Raw genomic sequence first — 19,705 nt, 5'->3', positions numbered from 1 at the left:
CTAAAGATGTTATAGTTATCAGCAGGGGTTTTACGACAATTTAAGGGTATTTAGCGGCAATTGCCGCTGTTCGACATGTTCCGCAGGGCATGTCGAACTCTAGATAAAAAGGGATTTGCAATCCCGGTATAGAAAAATTCCTATATAAATCTCATATTCGAAGTATGGGATCTGCCTATACCATCAAAAATCAACAAGGCCAATATTTATTACCTGTACCGTGCATCAATGGGCAGACGTGTTTACAAGAAAAGAATATATAGACATCTTACTCGAGAGCATTCGGTTTTGTCAGGCAACAAAAGGCCTGCAAGTTTATGCTTGGGTTCTGATGAGCAACCATATTCATATGATTGTGAGCACTAACAAAGATAGCCTGAGTGATATAATCCGAGATTTTAAGAAATACATTTCCAAGAAGATCTTCGAAGCCATTAAAGATAATCCGAGAGAAAGCAGAAAATCTTGGTTGCTTTGGCTCTTAAAGAAAGAAGATAAAATTTGGTTCTGGAAAGAAGGGTATCATGGTGAAGAAATCTTCTCGCAGGAGTTTTTTGATACCAAATTAAATTATATCCATTTAAATCCGGTTCGTGCTGGATTGGTAGAGAAGGAAGAAGAGTTTCTCTATAGCAGTTGCGGTGAAATTTATGGAGTAAGGAAAAGCTTACTAGAGCTGGCGGTTTAGAGGATTACAAATCCTCTTTTATCTGTTCTTCGACATGCCTTGCAGAACATGTCGAAGAGCAAGGATTGTTCAAATAATTGATCTAGTAGATGGGTGCTAAAACTCTGTTAGTAGGGATTGCTTTTCTCTTAGGGGCGGGTATCCTTTATAAAATACGCAGTTGGGACAAGTACGAAGGAGAACTTGCTGACGGAATAAATAGCATGCGTTCATTTCGGACATGGATGCTGATTATCATGTGCCTGATAGCGGGCATTGTTTTCCTCGCGAAAGCACTTTAGTCTCTGCTCCTGTTTGGAATGGTCACCAACAAACCGACACTCGCTCTCGCTCCGTATAGCTTATGTATAGTTCAAGTATGGATAGTGTATGAGGAGTGTATGATTTTGTCTCGTCCTGTGTCTTACCCTGTCTTACCCTAAAATAGTTATATAAGTGGTCTTGTCCGGCTTTTAATCTACAGTTGAATTATTTGTAAATTGACTATACACTGCGAAACGCTAATTGTAAATGAGCGATACATTCTTTGCTCATAATGATCAACCGCCAGCATAATTATCATGATCCGCAAATATCTACTCTCCCACTTAACTAGCTGACCTACCGAACTTTCTTTTTTAGCAATTCTTCATATCCGGTATCCTCAGATCTTCCCATTCCATCAGAAATCTCTATTCCTGCTTTCTCAAACTCACGGACCAGTCTTTCATCGAATCCTTTTTGATATGATCTGAATGATAGAGAATCTGTTTCCTCCGGTATAGAGTTAAATGGAATATTTGGGTCTTTAAACCGGTATAAACTGGCTGTAGTTTGGTCATTCCCTTCCAGATGTATGGAATCGCCATAGTGTGTAATTTTACCTGCGTACTTATTGGTGAGGTATTTCAAAGAATCATTTTCTACGGTATAAGGCAGCTCAAACCTGCCTACCTTCTGATTATAAAACACTACGTTCTGCGAATCTATATCAAATTCGGTGTATCCGTTTTCTCTTGAAAATCTATACCATTTTCCGAGCAAGGATATGTTATGGTCTTCTGGTTCAGCGGTTTTACGACTCTCTGATTCGCAGGAAAAGAGAGCAAAGATGGTAATCACAAGAAAATAAAATAAGAATGATCTCATTGTACTAATATTGAATACTATTAAAAGGAAGTTTACCCCCAACAGGCGATAACATATTAGATAATACTACCCGGCTATTACCACCGGGCAGTATTTACATGCTAGAAAACAATCGGTGTTTAAAGTCCCCAGATAGTGCAGTTAGAGTAACCACTAACATTAGAACCCCATGTCTCGGTAACCATAATCGCCGGGATGTTCATTTGTCCAAGAGTATAGCCTTTGCTCTTCCAGTAGTTATAGTGATTGGCAAAAGTAATCGTACGGTTTCCGCTAGGTACAGGAACTTTGGAAACGCGGGAGCTGTAAATTTGTCTGAACCCGTTGCCACCATCAATGTTTTGTCCGGTTTTCCAAACTGTCCAGGCATTATACGCGGTGCCATCGCTGTTGAAAGCGCCAAGGAAAGTTCCCTCGTGAGGTGAATGAGTTCCCCAGGTTTCGTTAACATAGTACTCATAATAAGGGCTTCTGCTCCATCCGTACCAACCGAAGGTGCCACCGCCGGAGTTGGTATAAGCTCCTAAATTATAGCCGATTTTAAGCGTTGGGGAACCCGCATTATACCCTTTTCCGCAGGTGAAATTTCCATTGAAGCCGCTCCATGAAATCGCGTAATTACCGCCGGAACCATTGGTGTAGTTAGCGGTGCCGGTTGCTCCGTCGCTTTTCCAAAGCGACCAGAAAAAACCGTTGTGAGTACCCGACTGGTAGGTTTTGACAGTAGGATTAGCTTTAGAAGCATTTTGGGTAGCATGCATTTCTTCCTCTACATCTGCTGATTCCTTTTTACAGCTTGTTAATACTGATGAGCCAGCAAATAGAATCATTGCAACCGCTCCGAAGGCAACCTTCCTGGTTGCCCTTGGCATTAAGTTTTGTTTTTTCATATAGGTTTTTAATTAATTAGTGTTGCGAATTAAGAGGTTTTCCATTTGTAACAATGTCAATAATCATCATAATTGTTACACAAATGTGCTTGCTAAATTGAAGCCTGCTGTAGCTCTTTCAGAGATTAGCTGCTTTGTCCGATAAAGAAATTTGCAACTTTCGTAACCACCTCACTCTTGTTGGTGTTGTCAACAACAAGCCGATAAACGTCGTATTGCCTAACAAATTTGCCAGAATTTTGATAGATTCACTCAATTACACCTACCACCCACAATTCTCACAGCAACGATCTTCGAATGGAAACATTTGCTTAAAAAGGATGACTTCAAAGACCTCGTCATCAAAAGCCTTCAATTCTTAAAGAAAGAAGGCAGCATTATCATTCACAGCTATGTAATCATGCCAAATCATATTCACTTAATCTGGCAAATACAAGATGGCTTCAAAAGAGATGTAGTACAGATGCGCTTTCTTAAATTCACATCTCAGCAGATGAAGTTCAGACTGGCAGATTCTGCAAACCCAATGCTGAACGAATTTCTTGTAAATTCCACCGACAGAAAGTACCAGTTCTGGAAACGTAGTTCACTAAGCGTTGATTTGTGGAGCGATGAAGTGTTTATGCAAAATGGTGTACATTCACAATAATCCCGTTCAGGAGAAATGGAAATTAACTGAACATCCGGAAGATTATAAATACTCATCTGCTCGGTTTTATGTCGACGGTTCAGACGAGTTTAATCTAGTGACGCACTTCAACGGTTAGTGGTTTTGTCGGTGACAACACCAACAAAGGCAAAAGTGATTACCGGTTCGCGAGACACGAACCAACGCGATGGAATCTATAGGATGATTATTTATTGTACTCTTCGTAGCATGGGGTGTACAACGGGAGAGCCGCCAGATTGAATCTCGCCAATAACTTCGAACCCGTGACGCTCATACAAGGAAATATTCCTGGGGTTCGAAGATTCCAGATATGCAATTAATCCGTCCTGGTCAACGGCCTTGAGCGCTTCAGTCATCAGCGCCGAGCCGACTCCGGCACCCTGATACACAGGATCGACACCTATCAACGGCAAGTACCAATGCGGTTCGGTTGGATGATATTTTTGCATCTGCTCAAAAATCCGGGGCATATCGTCTTTGATATCGTTGGGAGCGTTTTCGTCTAACAGCCTCAGAAGGGCTTTCTCGTCGGGTTCAATACCAGGGGGCAACCATAGGGCTGTGCCGGCGAAGCCATCAGCGACATAAGACGTCCCCCTCTCGAATGCGCTTGCGCCGAAAGCCCTCGCCATTAAAGGGAAAACTGCCAGATATTTTGCCGGGTCGGGTAGTGACCAACGCACCATTGGATCAGTGCTGAATGCCAAAGTTAATGTATCGATAGCCTGAGCTTCATCCGATGGTAGGGCAATTTTTACTGACATACAGTGTTTCCTTTGTATGTTAATTAAGTCGTTTCAAGTGGATTTGTTTGGTTCTCACCGGTTTAGGTCTATCGAATGACTACATAATCTTTACGATGACCGGCATGTTGCCTACAACAGGTCAACCTTCAGCAAACCCGCTTTTTCTTCATACGATAATATCCTTTTTGAAAAGCTAAAGCATTACCATTACTGATGAGATGATGTTTCCCAGTCTCGTGGCTTTGGGGGTATGCAATCCTTAAACTCAATATTGCCGGCATTATCGCCTTTAATCTCTGTCACCACCTCATTCCCCGGCACATCGAAATGCACGTTTTCGAATGCAATATTCTTGCTATCCAGTACCTGGATAAGATTATCGTCGCTGCTTATTTTTATATTCTTCAAAACAACACCCTTTGCATCGTTTAGCGTGATTAACTTTTTAGAACGAATAGTGGCATTTTCAATTAATAAATTGCTTAAAGGTGATTCCGGCAGACCATTAACCTTCAGAAACTGTGATGACTGTTCTACAATAATATTTTTTACACTAATATTCCTGTATAAGGGCGTTAACTTATTTACAACCGAATTATCCCTGCTTGCAAGGGCACCTACATACATACTGCTTCCTAACATGTCTACATTAATGGCAGTTCCCCTCAGGTTCATCCTGATTCGTTCGTAATACAAGTTTTCTCCACCACCACCTCTTGGCCTCCGTGTTTTAAAACGTATACCGGTATCGGTATCATCAAAAACACAGTCATGCACATACACGTTCCTGATCATGCCTGCAGTTTCACTCCCCGTAGTGACGCCTCCGTGACCTTGCTTTGCAAGGCTATATCTTATCACTATATTTTCCGAAGGTTTATTAACACGCATCCCATCCTCTCCTCTTCCAGACTTGATGGTGAAGCAGTCATCGCCCGCCGCCAGCGTACAGTATTCTATCAAAACATTTTTGCAGGATTCTATGTCCATTCCATCACCCGTTGGAATACCAACTGAATAAACGTCCACACCGCGGATGATGACATTTTCACAATACACCGGAACAATATTCCAGAAAGCTGTTTCTCTCAATGAAATGCCTTCTATATAGACATCTTTACAATTAATCGGGCCAATAAAAGTGGGAAGGAAGATCGGGCCTCCGTTACTTCCATCAAATATCCGCTGCGTTGGATGCTTCTCAAAAGGTACTCTTTCTTCAAATGTTCCATACCCTATATTCTGTTTTCTTACAGATCCCGGAGCAGGCCCAACCAACTTACCTTTACCTGTAATGGCGATGTTCTGCTGACCGTTTGCATAAATGCAAGCTCCCAGCGACATCCCCTCAACACCTGCACTACGCGTAAATACTACAGGTAAGTAGTCTTTAATCTCGCCACTGAAACGCAGTTCGGCCCCTTCAGAGATATGAAAGTTTACATTACTTTTCAGGATAATGCGGCCGGTATTCCAAATCCCTTTTGGAACAACCACGGTACCGCCGCCCTTACTATGTACCTCGTCAATAGCAGTTTGTATCGCTTTTGTAGTCATGACGCCCTGCTTTGCTCCCTTCTCCGTAATATTCATTGTTAGAGATTTAAAAGTGGGCTTTCTGAATTGAGGCATAGGAAATGGTGCATGTACAGGTGCAATCTCATCGGGCATTCTTAACGCACCTACTTCATCTTTTGTGGGAATTGAATTAAGAGAATTGTTTCCTTGTGCAAAGCTGCTTTGCATAACGGCAAATAGGGCAAAAATGGAACTGAGCGTTCTTAATTTGGCTACCACCTTCAACTTAGCAGGGAAGGATTGCAGTAGAAATAATATTGAAGCGGATTGTATTGGATGATTTCTTTTCATATGGATCTTTAACAGCCCTTAGAGTTACTGAATTTTATACTATCCACGTAATAAAAGCAGCTGGCGTAATCTAACAAATTCTATATTATTTACAGATAACGAAATTAAGCACGGAAACAAGCCGGTTGGTAATTCAATTGAAATTGTTTAGGGATCATACACATTCTTGATGCCTTAGTGCTTCTGTACACATCCCTTCGCTAACCTTTTCGATATACTCAACAATCTCTTGTCCCAATTCTTATAAACTTGATTCTCGATTAATTATTTCACCCTCTCTGGTTTAAGTTTTCCGCGGGCGGCTTAAATATTTACCATGAAAACCAGGACTCGTCCGGCTTTAATTTCCACAAGCCCAAAGACAACATGCAGAAGCAATCAAATTACCTACCATCCACAATTCTTCACAGCAGGTGCTTTTCTGACTCCTTTGAGGAAACGTAATTCTTTAAGCGTTGATTTGTGGAGCGATGAAGTGGCATTGCTTTCTGTTCCTGGCAGCCGAAATCAAGCAGTATCACAAAAGATTCACTCTCTGCCTGGTTGCAGCCGATTTGTAGATAGCTTCAACCACTTTGATATCTCGCAACCCTTCTTCTCCCGGCACGATAACATTTTTACTCTGCATAATGGCGAGGGCATCATCATCCATTTGTTTCGCCTGCTGCCACGGAACCTGATAAGGAAATCTGATTTCACCCAATGGACTCGTTCCCCTGATTCCACTATATCCCGAATAGGGTGCTAAGTTTAAATCGCCTTTCTCGCAATGGATATTCAGGAAGTTGACATTCTCGCCAAAACTGGTCTTGATATCAGCAATTACACCCCCGGGAAACTCCAGCGAAGCTACAACAGTTTCATCCAGCCCATTTTTATAGATTTCCGGGCGGGTGGTAGATGTCTCGGCAGATAATACGGCAAGCGGTTCCATTCCCGTTCCAAGTCTTGCCCCCTGAATAGCGTAAACTCCCATATCGTAAAGAGCACCACCACCCATTTCCCTGCTTTGCTTCCAATGATTGGTCCTGTTATCGTGATAGCCCGCAGCAGCTTCAACTTTTCTTACCTTGCCCAAAAGTTTATTGTTTACTATTCTTCTGTATTCCTGGGTGTTGGGCTCGTGCTGCAGACGATACCCGATCGCTAAGGAACGCTTGTTTTTACGGCAAGCATCAATCATTTCCTGGCATTCTCTGGCAGTCATTGCCATGGGCTTCTCGCACCACACATGCTTCCCGGCTTTTGCGGCCCTTAATACATACTCATGGTGCATTGAAGGCGGAAGCACTACATATACCACATCAATGTCGGGGTTGTTGGCTATTGAATCGAAATTTTGATAATTGTAAATATTTTTGTCGGGAATGTTGTATTTCTGTTTCCAATCCTCTGCTTTCGAAGGAGTTCCGGTAACAATTCCCGCCAGATAGCAGTTGGCTGTCTGCTGTAAGGCGGGAGCCAGCAAATCTTTAGAGTAATAGCCCAGGCCAACAAGTGCGACACCTAATTTCTCTTTTCCGGGTCTTGTTGCAGCTAATAATGAATTCGGAGAAAATATCAGTGCCGAGCTTGCTAAAGCCATAGTTTTAATGGCGTCTCTTCTTGAATAGGTCATAAGTAAGGGTTTATAAAGTAAGTCCCTAACCAGGTTCAGTTTCGTTCCAATTTGCCGATCAGTTAGTGTTGTATGCCTTATGGCGATATTTGCATGGCATTGCTACTCTTCCGGCTGCTGTCAATGAAACTGTCTGGCTATAATGAATATAAATATAGTATTAGCCATTCGGTTTTCTAATAATTAAGCTTTTTCTGTAACGAATCTCTGCTCTTGTTGGTGTTGTCACCAACAAGCCATTAAACGCCGTATTACCTAATCAATTTGCCAGAACTTTTAGCCTCTGTCGGGCTAGCGGGTGAGTACTGTGAGTTCATCAATACTTCCATTACAGTTTATAAAAAACGGATGGTTGGTAGTGGCCATTTAGAGTTTGATAGATAAACCGCGAATGAAAAATGTCGCACTCCCCCTGGTTCAACTCTTCCGAAGGGCGACTTAAATCAGCACTAGACACTAACTTCAGCGAAACCTGGAAGGAAGCCCAATCTTCATTAAACTCTATTGTATCCTCGTTTGCTTGTCCGACCTGCGAGCAGGAAACACATATTTTTCGAAAGCCTTTAAAATGGGCTTGCCTATACGTGTTTGATCGTCAAAAAAACCTCTGCCCCGCTGCATCGGTTCCCACCAGAACACGCCTTTTCCCAGACCATTGGGTACATTCATAACCACATCATTAACCGCCTGAAACCATTCTTTCTGGCCGTCAGGAGTTTCTGGAAAGGGAAAAGCGACATCTTCGTGGGATGTATTTTTCTTCCAGTAATAACCTGTTTCAATTACAATGATCTCTTTTCCATAACGCAATGCCGTCATTCTCAGATTTTCTCTCAAATCCATTAAATTGCCGTGAGACCAGGGATAGAAAGAGTATCCGATGACATCATAATCGACCTTCGATTTTTTCATATTGTCAAAAAATGTCTTTGAGAACTCGATATCTCCCCCATGGTCAACGTGGATCATAATTTTGACCTTTTTATCCTTGCCATCGACATCCCTGATGGCCTTGGCCCCTGCCTTAAGGTAATCCGCAACATTTTGCCACTTACTCTCCGCGGGTTTCGCATAGTTTATGCGTTCTTCCGGCCACAGAAAGCCATTTCCAATCTCATTTCCTATTTGAATGATTTCTGGCAACACACCTTCTGCCTTTAAGGACGAAACTACGTGATGCACATACTCATAAACGGCCTCCACCTTTTTCTTATGTGTCATACCCGCCCATAACGATGGTGTTGGCTGCACCATCGGGTTAGACCAGTCATTTGAAAACATCATGTCAAGCGTAAAATGGTAATTGTACTTTTTCACATCTTTAGCGGCTGCGATGACGTATTTCAGATCCTGGGGAAGCCGGGCAGGCTCGTTACAGATCATGATTCGGGCCCAGTTGTAGCCATGATCTCTGAAGATTTGCAAGACAGGTTTCTGTGTGCCATCTATGTCGAAATATTTTTCTCCTCTGTCCTCCCGGGATTTCACAAAAGACAAATCAAGCCCGAACGCATAATCATTCTGATACGGCAGGTTTTGAGCCGAAATAGTGGATGAAATAATAAAAAACAGCAAGCTGAAGATTGAGGGCTTGCTAAAAATTCTTTGGCGTATTTTCATGCTGTTTAATTGGTTGTTGGTTTGCCCGGGATGAAATATACAACTATAAATTTAACGAACTACTTCTGATCCAGGCTTGTTGCGTACCCATTGATGGCCTAAATTAGCTTTACTATGCAGGAAAGTTTGTAACTTTCTTGCTCAAATACCTCCGCTTTTTGTTGTGTTGCCATTATCAAGCCATAAAGGAGATACTTGTGGAAAGGAAACAGCCCGCGTTGTCAAAACCTATTAAGAATGAAAGTAATGAGACCTAATAATCAGGCAGCAAAGCAGTCGGCTCGTTATCCATTTATAGCAGAGCACCGGGGAGGTCCTCTTTCTAAACAAAATCATCGTAGGTTAATGGGATGGGCCAGAGAGTGTGCCCGGCGGGTATTGCCCCTCATCAAAACAGTTGACAGCCGGTTGATTTACGCCCTTCAAGTAGCTGAACACTGGGAAAAGAATAAGGTACCAACAGGGGTTGCAATGAAAGCTTCGTTAGCAGCACATGCAGTAGCCAGAGAAAGCTCAGACGCTGTTGAAATTGCAGTAGCACGTTCTATCGGACAAGGCGTAGCTACGGCTCATATGGCCGATCATTCAATGGGTGCAGCGTTGTATGCTTTAAGAGCCCTTAATCGTGCCGGTAAAGCAGTAGAAGAAGAGCGGGAGTGGCAAAGAAAGTCATTACAAAAGATCCTGCCTGCAGATGTTGCAAGCCTTGTCTTAAAAACAATGACGAAGAAGGCAGAAAGCTTCAAAATGTAATGGATTTAAGCTCTCACCACTCTTTTGGTCTTGCGCTGATGGCAGAATTAAAACCGCTGGAAAATAAAACTGTTATGTCAATTTTCTAGCTTTATAATAACTAATACAATGGCGCATGAAACTTGACATGTATATCAACTACAAAGGAAATTGCCGGGAGGCATTTCTCTTTTATGAACAATACCTTGGTGGTAAAATTACCTCCATTGCCACCTTCAGACAATTGCCGGAAAACGCCAATATTTCTGAAGAAAGAAAAGATGAGATAATGCATGCAGAGATCGAGATAGGCGGGACAGCACTCATGGGAGCAGACATTCCACACGCTGAGCCGATGAGGAGCGCCTACCTTTCACTTACACTGGATAGTATAGAAGAAGCTGAAAAAATCTATGCTTTGTTGTCCGACCGAGGTGAAATCTTCATGAAGATGGAAGAGACTTTCTTTGCGCATCGCTTTGCTATGCTGCGCGACAGATTTGGAACCTCGTGGATGCTGCTTCACAGAAAGTGACCAGTATCTGGCTTGTGGGCGTTATTACCACAAGCCGATAACTGCCATTTATGAACTTAGACCTATAAGCAAACAACAACACCAATAACCGCGGGAGAAGAGTTAGGGCCGTTATTTTTATAACTGAATTTCGTTCTCATTTTTGAAAACTACCCCATCTTTAATAATGATCTTTTCTGCAAGAAAATTCCTGTAATTATCAAACGGACTTTTATCCCAGATAAGCAGGTCTGCTTTCTTCTCCTTTTCAATTGAGCCATAGGTATTCTCTAGCCCCAGAGCCCTTGCTCCGTTAATTGTTGAAATCTGAAGAATTTTAGGAATTTTAACCCCATATTCCGATAAAAGCAGTTGCTCAGAAATAAAGGCCTTACCACCACTTGGCCAATCAGTGCCTATCCGAAGTTGTATTCCTTTGTCGGATGCCTGTTTCACAAAGCCCATAAATAATTTAACGTTCTCTTTGCATCTGTCTAATTGCACTGCGGATAACGAAGTATCCTGCTTGCCTGGAAAATAAGTTAGTCCAAATGGCTCCGCCATCAAATGGATCGATGTAGAAAAAGTAGCATTGCTTTTCGAAAGCTTGTCTATCAGGGCATCAATCAGTCCCGGCTTTTTGTCGTGAATAAATCGAAACATCTCCAGGCGCTCTAACTGACCGTTTCTTGCAGCACCCGGACGGTACTGCCTCTGCATTTCCGACTGAAAATCTTTGCCGTCATTTTTCATATGCAGAACGCTGTTCACCAGGGTCAAAAGATGTTCATAGTTACGCAAACCAATACTTAAGGTTGAATCTATAAACATTACATTCTGGTCAATATGCCCGTATATTTTCATATTCAGGCTATCGGCAGTTTTAAAAGCCGCTTCAAATTCTGGTCTTCGCAGCTTCCAATAAAGTTTTATATGCCTTATGCCTGAATTGTGATATTCTACCACCTTCTGTTTTGCGGCTGAAGGAGAACTCACAATAGTGTGGTTAATATATGGTTTTCGACCTTCGTTTGAAATCAGGGCACCACCTACGGTGTAGATATTCAGGTGGTTTGGCCGAGGGTCAGCTTGCCAGCTAAGTATCGGTGGCAACCACTTTTCAGAGTGTCCCATAATCATTGCGTTTGTCACGCCATATGGCAAATAAGTATCTGAAAGTCGCTTTCTGAATAATTCCAGAGAGTCTTTTGGAAAGTATTCAGGCAGGGCGCCAAAAGAGCGATAAACATCAGTGGGATGAATATGAGTGTCGACAAATCCAGGCGTTACCAGTTTCCCGGCTGCGTCGATGGTTTTCACAGCTGAATACTTATTTCTGCTTCTGCTTACTTTAATAATGGTTCCGCCTTTGATTAGAATCGTCCGGTTCGGTAAAAGGGCTCCTGTTCTGCTGTCGAACACTTTTGCGTTCTTTATAACAAGGTCAAATTCTGGTACCTGCCCAAAAGAAGTTAGGCATATCAACATTGCGAGAGTAAACGTAAATAGTTTCACGGCGGCCGCGGCTCTTAACATGATTTCGATCTTATTCATCGGTTTTTTATTTGCACCAAAGAAATAGAAAATTTTAGGGCCGCCTATTACTTAGGGGCCGCCAAAAACCCGACAAACCCCTGCCAATTCGTAAAAAAGGCTATATCAGGCTGAAACCTGTTGATATGCGCAACCTATTGTTCTTATCAATTTCGGCCGCATTTCGAAGTATCACCAGGCTGTTTACAAGAAGCCAGACTACGGGTATGAGCATCATGTATTTACTTCTAATCCCAAACCAGTCGTTCAGCATCATCACTGTGGAGATCAGGATTAGTGCTATGAGTGTCCAAACAATCTGAATGGTTACAACCTTTCGGGTGACAGGTGTAAATTGTTTTTTCATAAGCATGATGAGCAGCGGAGCAACGATGTTTAAAGGAGGTAGAAACATGCAGGGCAAAGCAGAAAGGTTGATCAGTTTCAGCCATTTAGTTTCATCCGGGGAAGCTACTTCTTCTTTTTCAACCAGGTCATCTTCACTTACGCCCAATCCTTTCGCCAGCGCTTTCAGAGTATACCCTTTAGGAGTGGTGCCAGCCTCGATACGTTGAATGGTTCGTACGGAAATCCCCGTTTTTTCAAACAGCTCTTCCTGAGTTAAATTTTGCTTCTGTCTTATGGCAAGTAATTTCGACATATAAAATGCAAACGTCCGAACGGCGGGGTAAGATAATAATATTGGTTCACTGATTTATGGACACTTTTTCCTTTGTTTGTGCCCCACCAACAAAACGATGATCCCTGCTTGGCTGATGTCTCCCTAAGGCTTCCATCATTGAACTAAATCCGGGTCAAATAGGCCCCTCCCACGGCCCAGCGCTGCATACTTGTGCCAACATGAGATATATTTCTTTTTTATATCTTCATTACATGAAAAGAATTTTCCTCCTGATTTTAATTTTTTCCCAGTGCCAGGCTTTCAGCCAGGGCAGAATTCTGTTGAGAGAAGATTTCAAAGACAATAAGAATAAATGGGCGCTAAAAAAGAATTCCGATTTTTTAGTAGAAATAAATGGTGGTGTACTTCATCTTGAAAAATTCGAGAAGAACCGCCAAAGGAATGGCTGCCTCTGGTATAGTAAAACTATTCCACAGCTTAATACTTTAAAAAATTTTTCAATTACTCTTTTTGCCAGATTCGTGAGTGGAGGTGATATTTTAGAATTAATTGATATTCAATGGGGTTCCAGAAACAGGTCGGCTTCTGGAAATATAACCGGAGGTCTTTATCAGCTATCTTTTCACCGCCAGGGTAGAGTTGATCTGGATTATTTCGATACTCAATGGTCGTATTTTGTCAGGAAGGATATCAACCCTGTACTGTTGAAAGACTTCGACTTCACAAACACTAACAAATATGAGATCATCCAGAACAACGGCTTTGTCATTCTCAAGGTTAATGACCAGGAGATCTTAAAGCAATTTACCAAACCAATCCCGGGGAATACCATAGGTTTTCAGCAGTGTTTAAAGTCTGCGTGGGAAATAGATAAAATTGTTGTTCGTCAGGAAAAGTCAGCAGCTAAACCTTTTGCTCCGGATAGTGCCAGAATATTTGCTTCTGATCTCGGCAATCTAAAAAATCCCGCTTTGTCTGCGAACGAGCCATTTGTAGTTTTCCCTAATCCATTCCAGAATAGTTTAAGCGTCGGTTTTACACTCGACAAAGAACAAACCGTAATAATTTCGTTTATAGATATGAAAGGCTCTGTACTTCAGCAACATACAAAAAGATTACTGAGCGGAGTCCACACTATCCCAATATATGCAGATGTCCCTCCCGGCAGCTACGTGTTAAAAACTCAACTGGCAGACGGAAGAGTAATGAGTCGCACCGTTATTAAACAATAAATGAGCAATCGGCCTGGAGAAATTTACCATTCAAAGCCAATTAGATTTCTTTGACACCTGGTATTTACTATCTTAGTTAATGCTTATTGCCGCCCTGATACTTGCAGTTGCCCTGATTTTACTCTTTGTATGGAAGAAGCCCGGGGCGGCGAACCCGAAAAATCCCGCGCTGCCAGAACATATCGCTTCGCTTCTTAATGATCATATAGCATTTTACCGCAAGCTCGATGAGGACGAAAAAATAAAGTTCGAACAGAAGATATCAGCCTTCATCAGTAAGGTATATATCGAAGGGGTAGGCACCGAAGTAGAGGATGTGGACCGGATATTGGTAGCGGCAAGTGCCATTATCCCAATATTTAAATTCGGAAACTGGGAGTACCGCAATCTGACCAGCGTCATTCTCTATCCCGATACATTTAATCAGGATTTTCAGTTCCAGGGGGCAGACCGCACGGTCCTTGGTGTTGTTGGAACCGGATTTATGCACGGGCAGATGATTCTTTCAAAAAATGCGCTGAGGGAGGGATTCCGGATCGATAATGACGCCAGGAATACAGCTATCCATGAGTTTGTTCATTTGCTGGATATGGCCGACGGAGACGTCGACGGAGTTCCTGAACTTCTGTTAAGCAGCGCTTACTTCAGTCCCTGGATTAAAGCCATCCACAAAGAAATGAAGCGTATTGAAAAGGGTAAATCAGATATAGACCCCTACGCTCTTACAAACGATGCGGAATTCTTTGCAGTACTTTCTGAATATTTTTTCGAGAAGCCGGAAAAGATGAAAAGAAGATATCCGGAATTGTATTCCTTTGCTGATAAAATGTATAATCCGGTTCCTTAACTTCAACTCTTCCAACCCTGCACTCCCCTCCGTGGCGTTATCCCTATTCCATCACCTACCAGGCGTCATCCTGCCTAAAACGTAGGATGAACGTAGGATGCCTTTACCCTGACCATACCCAGGACGAGCCAAAGCCATCAGTAAAAGCACGATTAAACCTATTTAGAAGAGAGAATAATTCAGGCAGAGCCGGGTTACGGAACTAAACACAAAATCGTATGCCATCATACCACGCTAAGATTAATGAAACTCCTTAGGGCTATATTCGGGTACAAGCAACCGATCGAGCATATTTTTAGTTAGAGGCTTTGTAAAATAGCCCTTCACAAATCGGTACTGAGATCTAAGCTGCTCACTTTTGAAATGAGGGGCCGCCGAAAGCATGAAAATTTTAATAGGGGTTTCGGTGTTATTACAAATATTGTGAAGGCTTTCTAAGAATTGCCAGCCGTCCATATCAGGCATATTGACGTCGAGTAAAATTATCTGTGGTACCTGAGATCTGTTTAACAATCCCTTTGTAATGAAATCAAGGGCATCAGCCGGCTTCAAAAAACATTTCAGACTGCTAATTTCCGGATGATTCCTGCATAGATACTGCGCAAGATAATGGTGGACCGGATCATCATCAACTATTAATACCTGACACATCTTGTCTCTCCTTTCAATTTGTGCTGTAAAAATATCCGGCGAAGATGAAGATAACATGAGTTTTCGCAATTGATTAAAAATTCCTTCCGGTTTTAATCATCGGTACGACCAATAAATCTTCACCCCGCTGTTCAGCAGGTACGCTACTCAAGCGCATTTAATTTTCGAAAGGCAAATGCCGGAGCCATGCGGGCCAGCAGGTAGAGTAACTTTACTTTTCCTACCCGGATCTCCAGTTTCCCTTTTTCAAGGCCCTTAAGAGACAGCGCGACGGCGGTGTCGGCACTGATCGCAATTTTTGGAGGATTGCCCTGGTGCCAGGGTGTGTCGACTACGGGCAGCAAAATCTCGATTATTTTAACCAGAGATGCACTTAACTGGCTTCTTATAACCTGGCTGAAAGAATGAAGTGCCGCTTTCGAGGCGTTGTAGTAAGTGTATTTAACCCTGGGAATGTAAACAAGACCGGTCGTGATATTTATGATCGCCGGCGATGAGTTGCCGGAAAGTACTGGCAGAAGTAATTTACTTAACCTGATAGGTGCAAGCAGGTTGACGGCGAACTCAAGCTCGGCTTTGTCGAGCGTCTCATCATCTGTGAGGAAGTTTTCCTGGTGAACAACAGCAGCATTGTTGACGAGTACATTCAATTCAGGGTGATCAGTATTCACCCAGCTTACTAGCCGCGAGATTTCGGCGGATTGGGAAATATCACATTGCAGAAAATCGATTTGGGGGACCGCCCGTTTTGCTTCTTCCAGTTTGTGGAGATCTCGTCCGCATATCAGCACTTTGTTGTGTAAAGCCAGCCTCTTGGCCAAAGCCAGGCCGTAGCCCGACGAGCCGCCGGTAATCAGAATAGTATTTCCTGTAAGTTTCATGTTGCTCATTTAAACCAGCTGCAATACTACAGGAAGCTTTTGCAGGAAACATTAACCTATGTTAACGCGGCGTGTTTTCTGATGCGACTAAGGGATGCGGGTTTGATTCCAAGATATGAAGCGATGATGTGTTGCTTAACCCGCTTGTCGAGTCCCGGAAATTCTTCTCTGAAAATTCTGTACCTGCTTTCAGCGTCAAGCAATAGAAGTTCCCGCTCGCGTTTCTCTTTAATAATGAAAGCCTTTTCCAGCATTTGCAGTAGAAACCGGTCCCATTGGGGATTATTTTGGCTTATCTTTTTCCAGCTTAGGAAATCGAACTTTAGTACTTCCGAATCCTCAAGCGCCTCTATAGAAAACCAGGAGGGCTGCTGTTGCACCATGGCAGAGTACGAGGTGATGAAGCTATTTTCGGCTAAGAAATTTTTGGTGAATTCATTACCCTCATCATCCAGATACACATAACGAAAAAGCCCTTTAACTACAAATCCCATATATCTCGGAATCTGGCCCGCTTCAATAAAACGCTCTCCTTTTGCCAGGCTCAGGGGTTTTGAAATGCCGAACAGTGCGGTTACTTCCGCTTCCTTCAGGCCGGTAACTTTTACCAGAAGTTCTTCAAGATCTGATTTCCCGGACATACTATGACATTCTTGTTAGCCCGAAGATACAAATTGATAAATGCCGTGCAAGTGTCCAGGTTATAATGAGTGTGTTGTTCACTCATGTGTAGATACATCCATCCTGTTTACAACAGAGACAGTCAGAAAGACTTTTTTCTAACCCGCCGGGCGGAGTCGTGATTTCAAAAAATGATTTAAGAGCACCTCCGCTGACCTTTTAAACCAGAAAGAAGATCAAGATCTTATCTAGCTAAATTTGGATCTTCTAACCGTCCCGTATTTCAAAAGAAATTGTAAATTCACGTTCGATTTGCATTTTTTTAGTGGGTATACGTTGCATCCATGATAAGGACATTTTATCTTAAAATAACGCCCCTGCTGCTCCTGTTCACTCACGAGGCTATATGTCAGCAAGCCGCTAAGCCTCTCCCAAGCATTATTTTTGAAAAAGTGTATCTGCATACCGATCGCGAACATTTTTGGAGCGGCGAAAACCTTTGGTTTAAAGCGTATTTACTAAATGGTCAAACTAATATGCTTTCCGGGTCAAGCAATGCCTTAGTGGTAGAACTCATAAACAACGAATCTGTCACAATTGCACAGGAGAAGATTTATTTAAAAAACGGCGTTGGTAAAGGCGACTTTAAACTAGACCCGACCTTACAGTCAGGCCCCTATCTGCTCAGGGCTTATACTACCTTAATAAGTTATTTTGGCGATAATCTTCTTTTCGAAAAAAAAATTCAGATCTCAAAACCTACAGGAGCAACGACCATTTCAGAAACGGCCCGTGGGAATTCTGCTGTAGTATCATCCGCATGGGAAGAGATTATTACTGCTTCCCAGAAAATTGCTGTAAAGTTTTTTCCGGAAAGTGGATCGATGGTAGAGAATGTGCCAGGAATGGTAGCATTTACCACAAAAAAAGGAGGCAAGGGGATGGCCGCCTCTGGACAAGTTTTTGATTCTTCCGGACAACTTATCTTGAATTTAGAAAGCGATAACTCAGGCCAGGGTGTATTTATTCTGAAGCCTCTTTCAAACATGACGTATTATGTCAGAGGTAAATTTCAAAGTGGAGAGTCTTTTCATGTTGTTCTTCCCCCTGCGCTGCAAAAGGGGATTGTTTTGCATGCAGAAAACAAAGATTCTGTTTTGGCTATAACCTTGAAAACGAATGATACTTTCCTCAATGAGAATTTGAACCGGAGCTTCTCGATTTCTCTTCGGTCCAAAGGTAGAATTAGTCACACAAGCAAGATCGTTTTACGCCAAGCCGAACTTCTTATACAAATTAAAAAAAGCAATCTGCCCGCCGGAATAACAGAAATCAGACTTGCCGATTCTACCTCCAGGCCGCATTGTGAGCGCTTAGTTTATATTGAGACCGCCCAAAAACCCCGCGTGTCAGTAAGCACGAATAAAGTAAGGTACAATCCTAAAGAAAAAGCAACTGTCTCTATTAAAGTTGTAGACGAAGATAGTAAGCCGGTTTTAGCCAATTTGTCAATCGCTGTTATCGATGCAGAAGCTGCGGGGGAGAACCAAACAAACATTCTAAGCTACCTCCAACTAAAATCAGAACTAAAAGGCGAGATTGAAAATGTTAATCAGTACTTCGACGAGAGCAATCCCCAACGCGATAAAAAACTTGATTTTCTTTTATTAACTCAGGGATGGCGAGATTTTATTTGGCGCCGGCTGCTGGATAAGGAGACGAGAGTAAAGAAGGAAAGTTATCTCGATGAGAATCGGCATAAGGATCAAATTGTTTTAAGGGGCCAGCCTGAAAGAGTTATCCCTTTGGTATCCAAAGATAGTACTATCTTGAAGGAGGTGGTTATAAAAGGTCGGCAATCCGTTCGCTTGCTGGATCAATCGTTTGTTCCCTTTGCCCCTGGCGAGGTGTTTTTCGTAGAGCCTAAAGATTACGATCACAAGAATCTCAGACATTTTTTGCTTCATTACTCGCCTTCTGTCCTTACAGACAATGAACTTAATGTATATTTTACAGGAAGGCGCGGAAAGGTTCTCTATCCCAGATTGGTTGTTGATGGCGTTAGTTTGCCGTTCACCGACGATGCGACAAGGAATAGCTATTACGAGAAATACCTCAACATGCCCATTGATGCTTTTGAGAAAATAGAAATTAAGCGTGGTATCGATCGCTCAGAATCTGCACTCACTACTTCTGACCCATATGGTGTTATTGAGATACAGGATATTGTTGTTATGTTCCTGACCTCCAACAGTGCAGTGTCACGTAACACTTTAAACGCCCTCAAGGAGCTTGAAAATACATTTTATACCGGCCGTGACTTTTATACTCCTGACTATGAAAATCTAAACGTCCACTCAGACATCAGAACAACTATTCACTGGGAGCCAAATGTGATTACCAGCGACGCAGGTGAAGTACAACTTTCGTTTTTCAACTCTACACTACCTCACAAAATTAAAGTGCTCGTTGAGGGTGTAACGGAAAACATGGGTCCTATTTCAGGGAGCACTATTTTTGAGGTTAAAGCCCGTTGAACTTGGCGAAGGTTCATAACTTTGCACCCCATCATTCTCTCATCTGTAACCTGATGTCAAACAAGAACTCATCGCGCTTGCTGCATACACCTGCTCAACCGTTTAAGATCTTCCCTAAACTCTTAAACCAGAACTAACACCCTTGCGCCACTCCAAGTTTCCTCAGACCAAAACAAATTATTAAATTTGCAGCTCACACCAATCATCATACTCATGTAGGATTTAATTTCTTTCAGCAAATAAAACAAAGCCGGTAACATCCATTGGCTTAAATTATTCACTCCC

At 42.4% G+C, this 19,705-nt stretch carries 19 protein-coding genes; 8 read left to right on the top strand and 11 right to left on the bottom strand.

Annotated features, from left to right (window positions below):
- Positions 1 to 220: 220 nt before the first annotated feature.
- Complete coding sequence (locus J3P43_RS03630; protein WP_369414775.1) at positions 221 to 688, top strand: REP-associated tyrosine transposase; 468 nt, start codon at positions 221 to 223, stop codon at positions 686 to 688.
- Positions 689 to 777: 89 nt separating this feature from the next.
- Positions 778 to 969, top strand: coding sequence for a hypothetical protein (locus J3P43_RS03625; RefSeq protein ID WP_255899147.1), 192 nt, complete (start codon positions 778 to 780; stop codon positions 967 to 969).
- Positions 970 to 1,288: 319 nt separating this feature from the next.
- On the opposite strand, the gene J3P43_RS03620 is transcribed toward J3P43_RS03625, so the two are convergent.
- A complete protein-coding gene (locus J3P43_RS03620) occupies positions 1,289 to 1,816 on the bottom strand; it encodes a hypothetical protein (protein ID WP_255899145.1) in 528 nt (175 codons plus the stop codon).
- A gap of 119 nt (positions 1,817 to 1,935) precedes the next feature.
- A complete protein-coding gene (locus J3P43_RS03615; protein ID WP_255899142.1) occupies positions 1,936 to 2,706 on the bottom strand; it encodes a glycoside hydrolase family 11 protein in 771 nt (256 codons plus the stop codon).
- Positions 2,707 to 3,013: 307 nt separating this feature from the next.
- Between J3P43_RS03615 and J3P43_RS03610 the strand changes: the two genes are divergently transcribed.
- The gene (locus tag J3P43_RS03610) at positions 3,014 to 3,355 is read left to right on the top strand and encodes a transposase (RefSeq protein ID WP_255899139.1); all 342 of its coding nucleotides are present in this window, start codon (positions 3,014 to 3,016) and stop codon (positions 3,353 to 3,355) included.
- Between the two features lie 209 nt (positions 3,356 to 3,564).
- On the opposite strand, the gene J3P43_RS03605 is transcribed toward J3P43_RS03610, so the two are convergent.
- From J3P43_RS03605 to J3P43_RS03590, 4 genes are all read right to left on the bottom strand, one after another.
- Entirely contained in the window at positions 3,565 to 4,083 is a 519-nt protein-coding gene (locus J3P43_RS03605) for a GNAT family N-acetyltransferase (protein WP_255899136.1), read from the bottom strand.
- A gap of 246 nt (positions 4,084 to 4,329) precedes the next feature.
- Positions 4,330 to 5,991: a glycoside hydrolase family 28 protein gene (locus J3P43_RS03600; RefSeq protein ID WP_255899133.1), complete on the bottom strand. Its 1,662-nt coding sequence runs from the start codon at positions 5,989 to 5,991 to the stop codon at positions 4,330 to 4,332.
- Between the two features lie 517 nt (positions 5,992 to 6,508).
- Positions 6,509 to 7,609 (bottom strand): Gfo/Idh/MocA family protein, encoded by a 1,101-nt coding sequence (locus J3P43_RS03595; RefSeq protein WP_255899131.1) that lies wholly within the window; start codon positions 7,607 to 7,609, stop codon positions 6,509 to 6,511.
- A gap of 501 nt (positions 7,610 to 8,110) precedes the next feature.
- Positions 8,111 to 9,229, bottom strand: coding sequence for a glycosyl hydrolase 53 family protein (locus J3P43_RS03590; RefSeq protein ID WP_255899128.1), 1,119 nt, complete (start codon positions 9,227 to 9,229; stop codon positions 8,111 to 8,113).
- 246 nt (positions 9,230 to 9,475) lie between these two features.
- On the opposite strand from J3P43_RS03590, the gene J3P43_RS03585 reads away from it, so the two are divergent.
- Together J3P43_RS03585 and J3P43_RS03580 are read left to right on the top strand one after the other, a co-directional pair.
- Positions 9,476 to 9,982, top strand: a complete 507-nt coding sequence (locus J3P43_RS03585) for a putative immunity protein (RefSeq protein WP_255899125.1) — start codon at positions 9,476 to 9,478, stop codon at positions 9,980 to 9,982.
- Between the two features lie 115 nt (positions 9,983 to 10,097).
- Complete coding sequence (locus tag J3P43_RS03580; protein WP_255899123.1) at positions 10,098 to 10,496, top strand: VOC family protein; 399 nt, start codon at positions 10,098 to 10,100, stop codon at positions 10,494 to 10,496.
- 117 nt (positions 10,497 to 10,613) lie between these two features.
- Here J3P43_RS03580 and J3P43_RS03575 read toward each other — a convergent pair whose 3' ends face one another.
- Positions 10,614 to 12,029, bottom strand: coding sequence for an amidohydrolase family protein (locus J3P43_RS03575; RefSeq protein WP_255899121.1), 1,416 nt, complete (start codon positions 12,027 to 12,029; stop codon positions 10,614 to 10,616).
- Between the two features lie 100 nt (positions 12,030 to 12,129).
- A complete protein-coding gene (locus tag J3P43_RS03570; protein WP_255899117.1) occupies positions 12,130 to 12,669 on the bottom strand; it encodes a helix-turn-helix domain-containing protein in 540 nt (179 codons plus the stop codon).
- 233 nt (positions 12,670 to 12,902) lie between these two features.
- Between J3P43_RS03570 and J3P43_RS03565 the strand changes: the two genes are divergently transcribed.
- Entirely contained in the window at positions 12,903 to 13,883 is a 981-nt protein-coding gene (locus J3P43_RS03565) for a T9SS type A sorting domain-containing protein (protein ID WP_255899114.1), read from the top strand.
- 79 nt (positions 13,884 to 13,962) lie between these two features.
- A complete protein-coding gene (locus J3P43_RS03560; protein WP_255899111.1) occupies positions 13,963 to 14,730 on the top strand; it encodes a M90 family metallopeptidase in 768 nt (255 codons plus the stop codon).
- A gap of 240 nt (positions 14,731 to 14,970) precedes the next feature.
- On the opposite strand, the gene J3P43_RS03555 is transcribed toward J3P43_RS03560, so the two are convergent.
- The 3 genes from J3P43_RS03555 to J3P43_RS03545 form a co-directional block, all read right to left on the bottom strand.
- Positions 14,971 to 15,438 carry a response regulator gene (locus J3P43_RS03555; protein WP_255899109.1) on the bottom strand — a complete coding sequence of 156 codons (468 nt, stop codon included), beginning with the start codon at positions 15,436 to 15,438 and terminating at the stop codon, positions 14,971 to 14,973.
- An 86-nt stretch (positions 15,439 to 15,524) separates the two neighbouring features.
- Complete coding sequence (locus J3P43_RS03550; RefSeq protein WP_255899107.1) at positions 15,525 to 16,262, bottom strand: SDR family oxidoreductase; 738 nt, start codon at positions 16,260 to 16,262, stop codon at positions 15,525 to 15,527.
- Between the two features lie 56 nt (positions 16,263 to 16,318).
- Positions 16,319 to 16,903: a Crp/Fnr family transcriptional regulator gene (locus tag J3P43_RS03545; protein ID WP_255899105.1), complete on the bottom strand. Its 585-nt coding sequence runs from the start codon at positions 16,901 to 16,903 to the stop codon at positions 16,319 to 16,321.
- A 324-nt stretch (positions 16,904 to 17,227) separates the two neighbouring features.
- Between J3P43_RS03545 and J3P43_RS03540 the strand changes: the two genes are divergently transcribed.
- Complete coding sequence (locus tag J3P43_RS03540; RefSeq protein ID WP_255899102.1) at positions 17,228 to 19,420, top strand: hypothetical protein; 2,193 nt, start codon at positions 17,228 to 17,230, stop codon at positions 19,418 to 19,420.
- Positions 19,421 to 19,705 lie beyond the last annotated feature (285 nt).

The sequence above is a fragment of the Paradesertivirga mongoliensis genome, assembly GCF_024436395.1.
Classification (GTDB): domain Bacteria; phylum Bacteroidota; class Bacteroidia; order Sphingobacteriales; family Sphingobacteriaceae; genus Paradesertivirga; species Paradesertivirga mongoliensis.
This window is presented reverse-complemented; position numbering and strand designations above follow the sequence as displayed.

Excerpts from the sequence above, each read along its gene's own strand:
- J3P43_RS03625 (WP_255899147.1), top strand. The coding sequence starts at position 778 with ATGGGTGCTAAAACTCTGTTAGTAGGGATTGCTTTTCTCTTAGGGGCG.
- J3P43_RS03620 (WP_255899145.1), bottom strand. The coding sequence starts at position 1,816 with ATGAGATCATTCTTATTTTATTTTCTTGTGATTACCATCTTTGCTCTC.
- J3P43_RS03615 (WP_255899142.1), bottom strand. The coding sequence starts at position 2,706 with ATGAAAAAACAAAACTTAATGCCAAGGGCAACCAGGAAGGTTGCCTTC.
- J3P43_RS03600 (WP_255899133.1), bottom strand. The coding sequence starts at position 5,991 with ATGAAAAGAAATCATCCAATACAATCCGCTTCAATATTATTTCTACTG.
- J3P43_RS03595 (WP_255899131.1), bottom strand. The coding sequence starts at position 7,609 with ATGACCTATTCAAGAAGAGACGCCATTAAAACTATGGCTTTAGCAAGC.
- J3P43_RS03590 (WP_255899128.1), bottom strand. The coding sequence starts at position 9,229 with ATGAAAATACGCCAAAGAATTTTTAGCAAGCCCTCAATCTTCAGCTTG.
- J3P43_RS03585 (WP_255899125.1), top strand. The coding sequence starts at position 9,476 with ATGAGACCTAATAATCAGGCAGCAAAGCAGTCGGCTCGTTATCCATTT.
- J3P43_RS03580 (WP_255899123.1), top strand. The coding sequence starts at position 10,098 with ATGAAACTTGACATGTATATCAACTACAAAGGAAATTGCCGGGAGGCA.
- J3P43_RS03575 (WP_255899121.1), bottom strand. The coding sequence starts at position 12,029 with ATGAATAAGATCGAAATCATGTTAAGAGCCGCGGCCGCCGTGAAACTA.
- J3P43_RS03570 (WP_255899117.1), bottom strand. The coding sequence starts at position 12,669 with ATGTCGAAATTACTTGCCATAAGACAGAAGCAAAATTTAACTCAGGAA.
- J3P43_RS03565 (WP_255899114.1), top strand. The coding sequence starts at position 12,903 with ATGAAAAGAATTTTCCTCCTGATTTTAATTTTTTCCCAGTGCCAGGCT.
- J3P43_RS03560 (WP_255899111.1), top strand. The coding sequence starts at position 13,963 with ATGCTTATTGCCGCCCTGATACTTGCAGTTGCCCTGATTTTACTCTTT.
- J3P43_RS03555 (WP_255899109.1), bottom strand. The coding sequence starts at position 15,438 with ATGTTATCTTCATCTTCGCCGGATATTTTTACAGCACAAATTGAAAGG.
- J3P43_RS03550 (WP_255899107.1), bottom strand. The coding sequence starts at position 16,262 with ATGAAACTTACAGGAAATACTATTCTGATTACCGGCGGCTCGTCGGGC.
- J3P43_RS03545 (WP_255899105.1), bottom strand. The coding sequence starts at position 16,903 with ATGTCCGGGAAATCAGATCTTGAAGAACTTCTGGTAAAAGTTACCGGC.
- J3P43_RS03540 (WP_255899102.1), top strand. The coding sequence starts at position 17,228 with ATGATAAGGACATTTTATCTTAAAATAACGCCCCTGCTGCTCCTGTTC.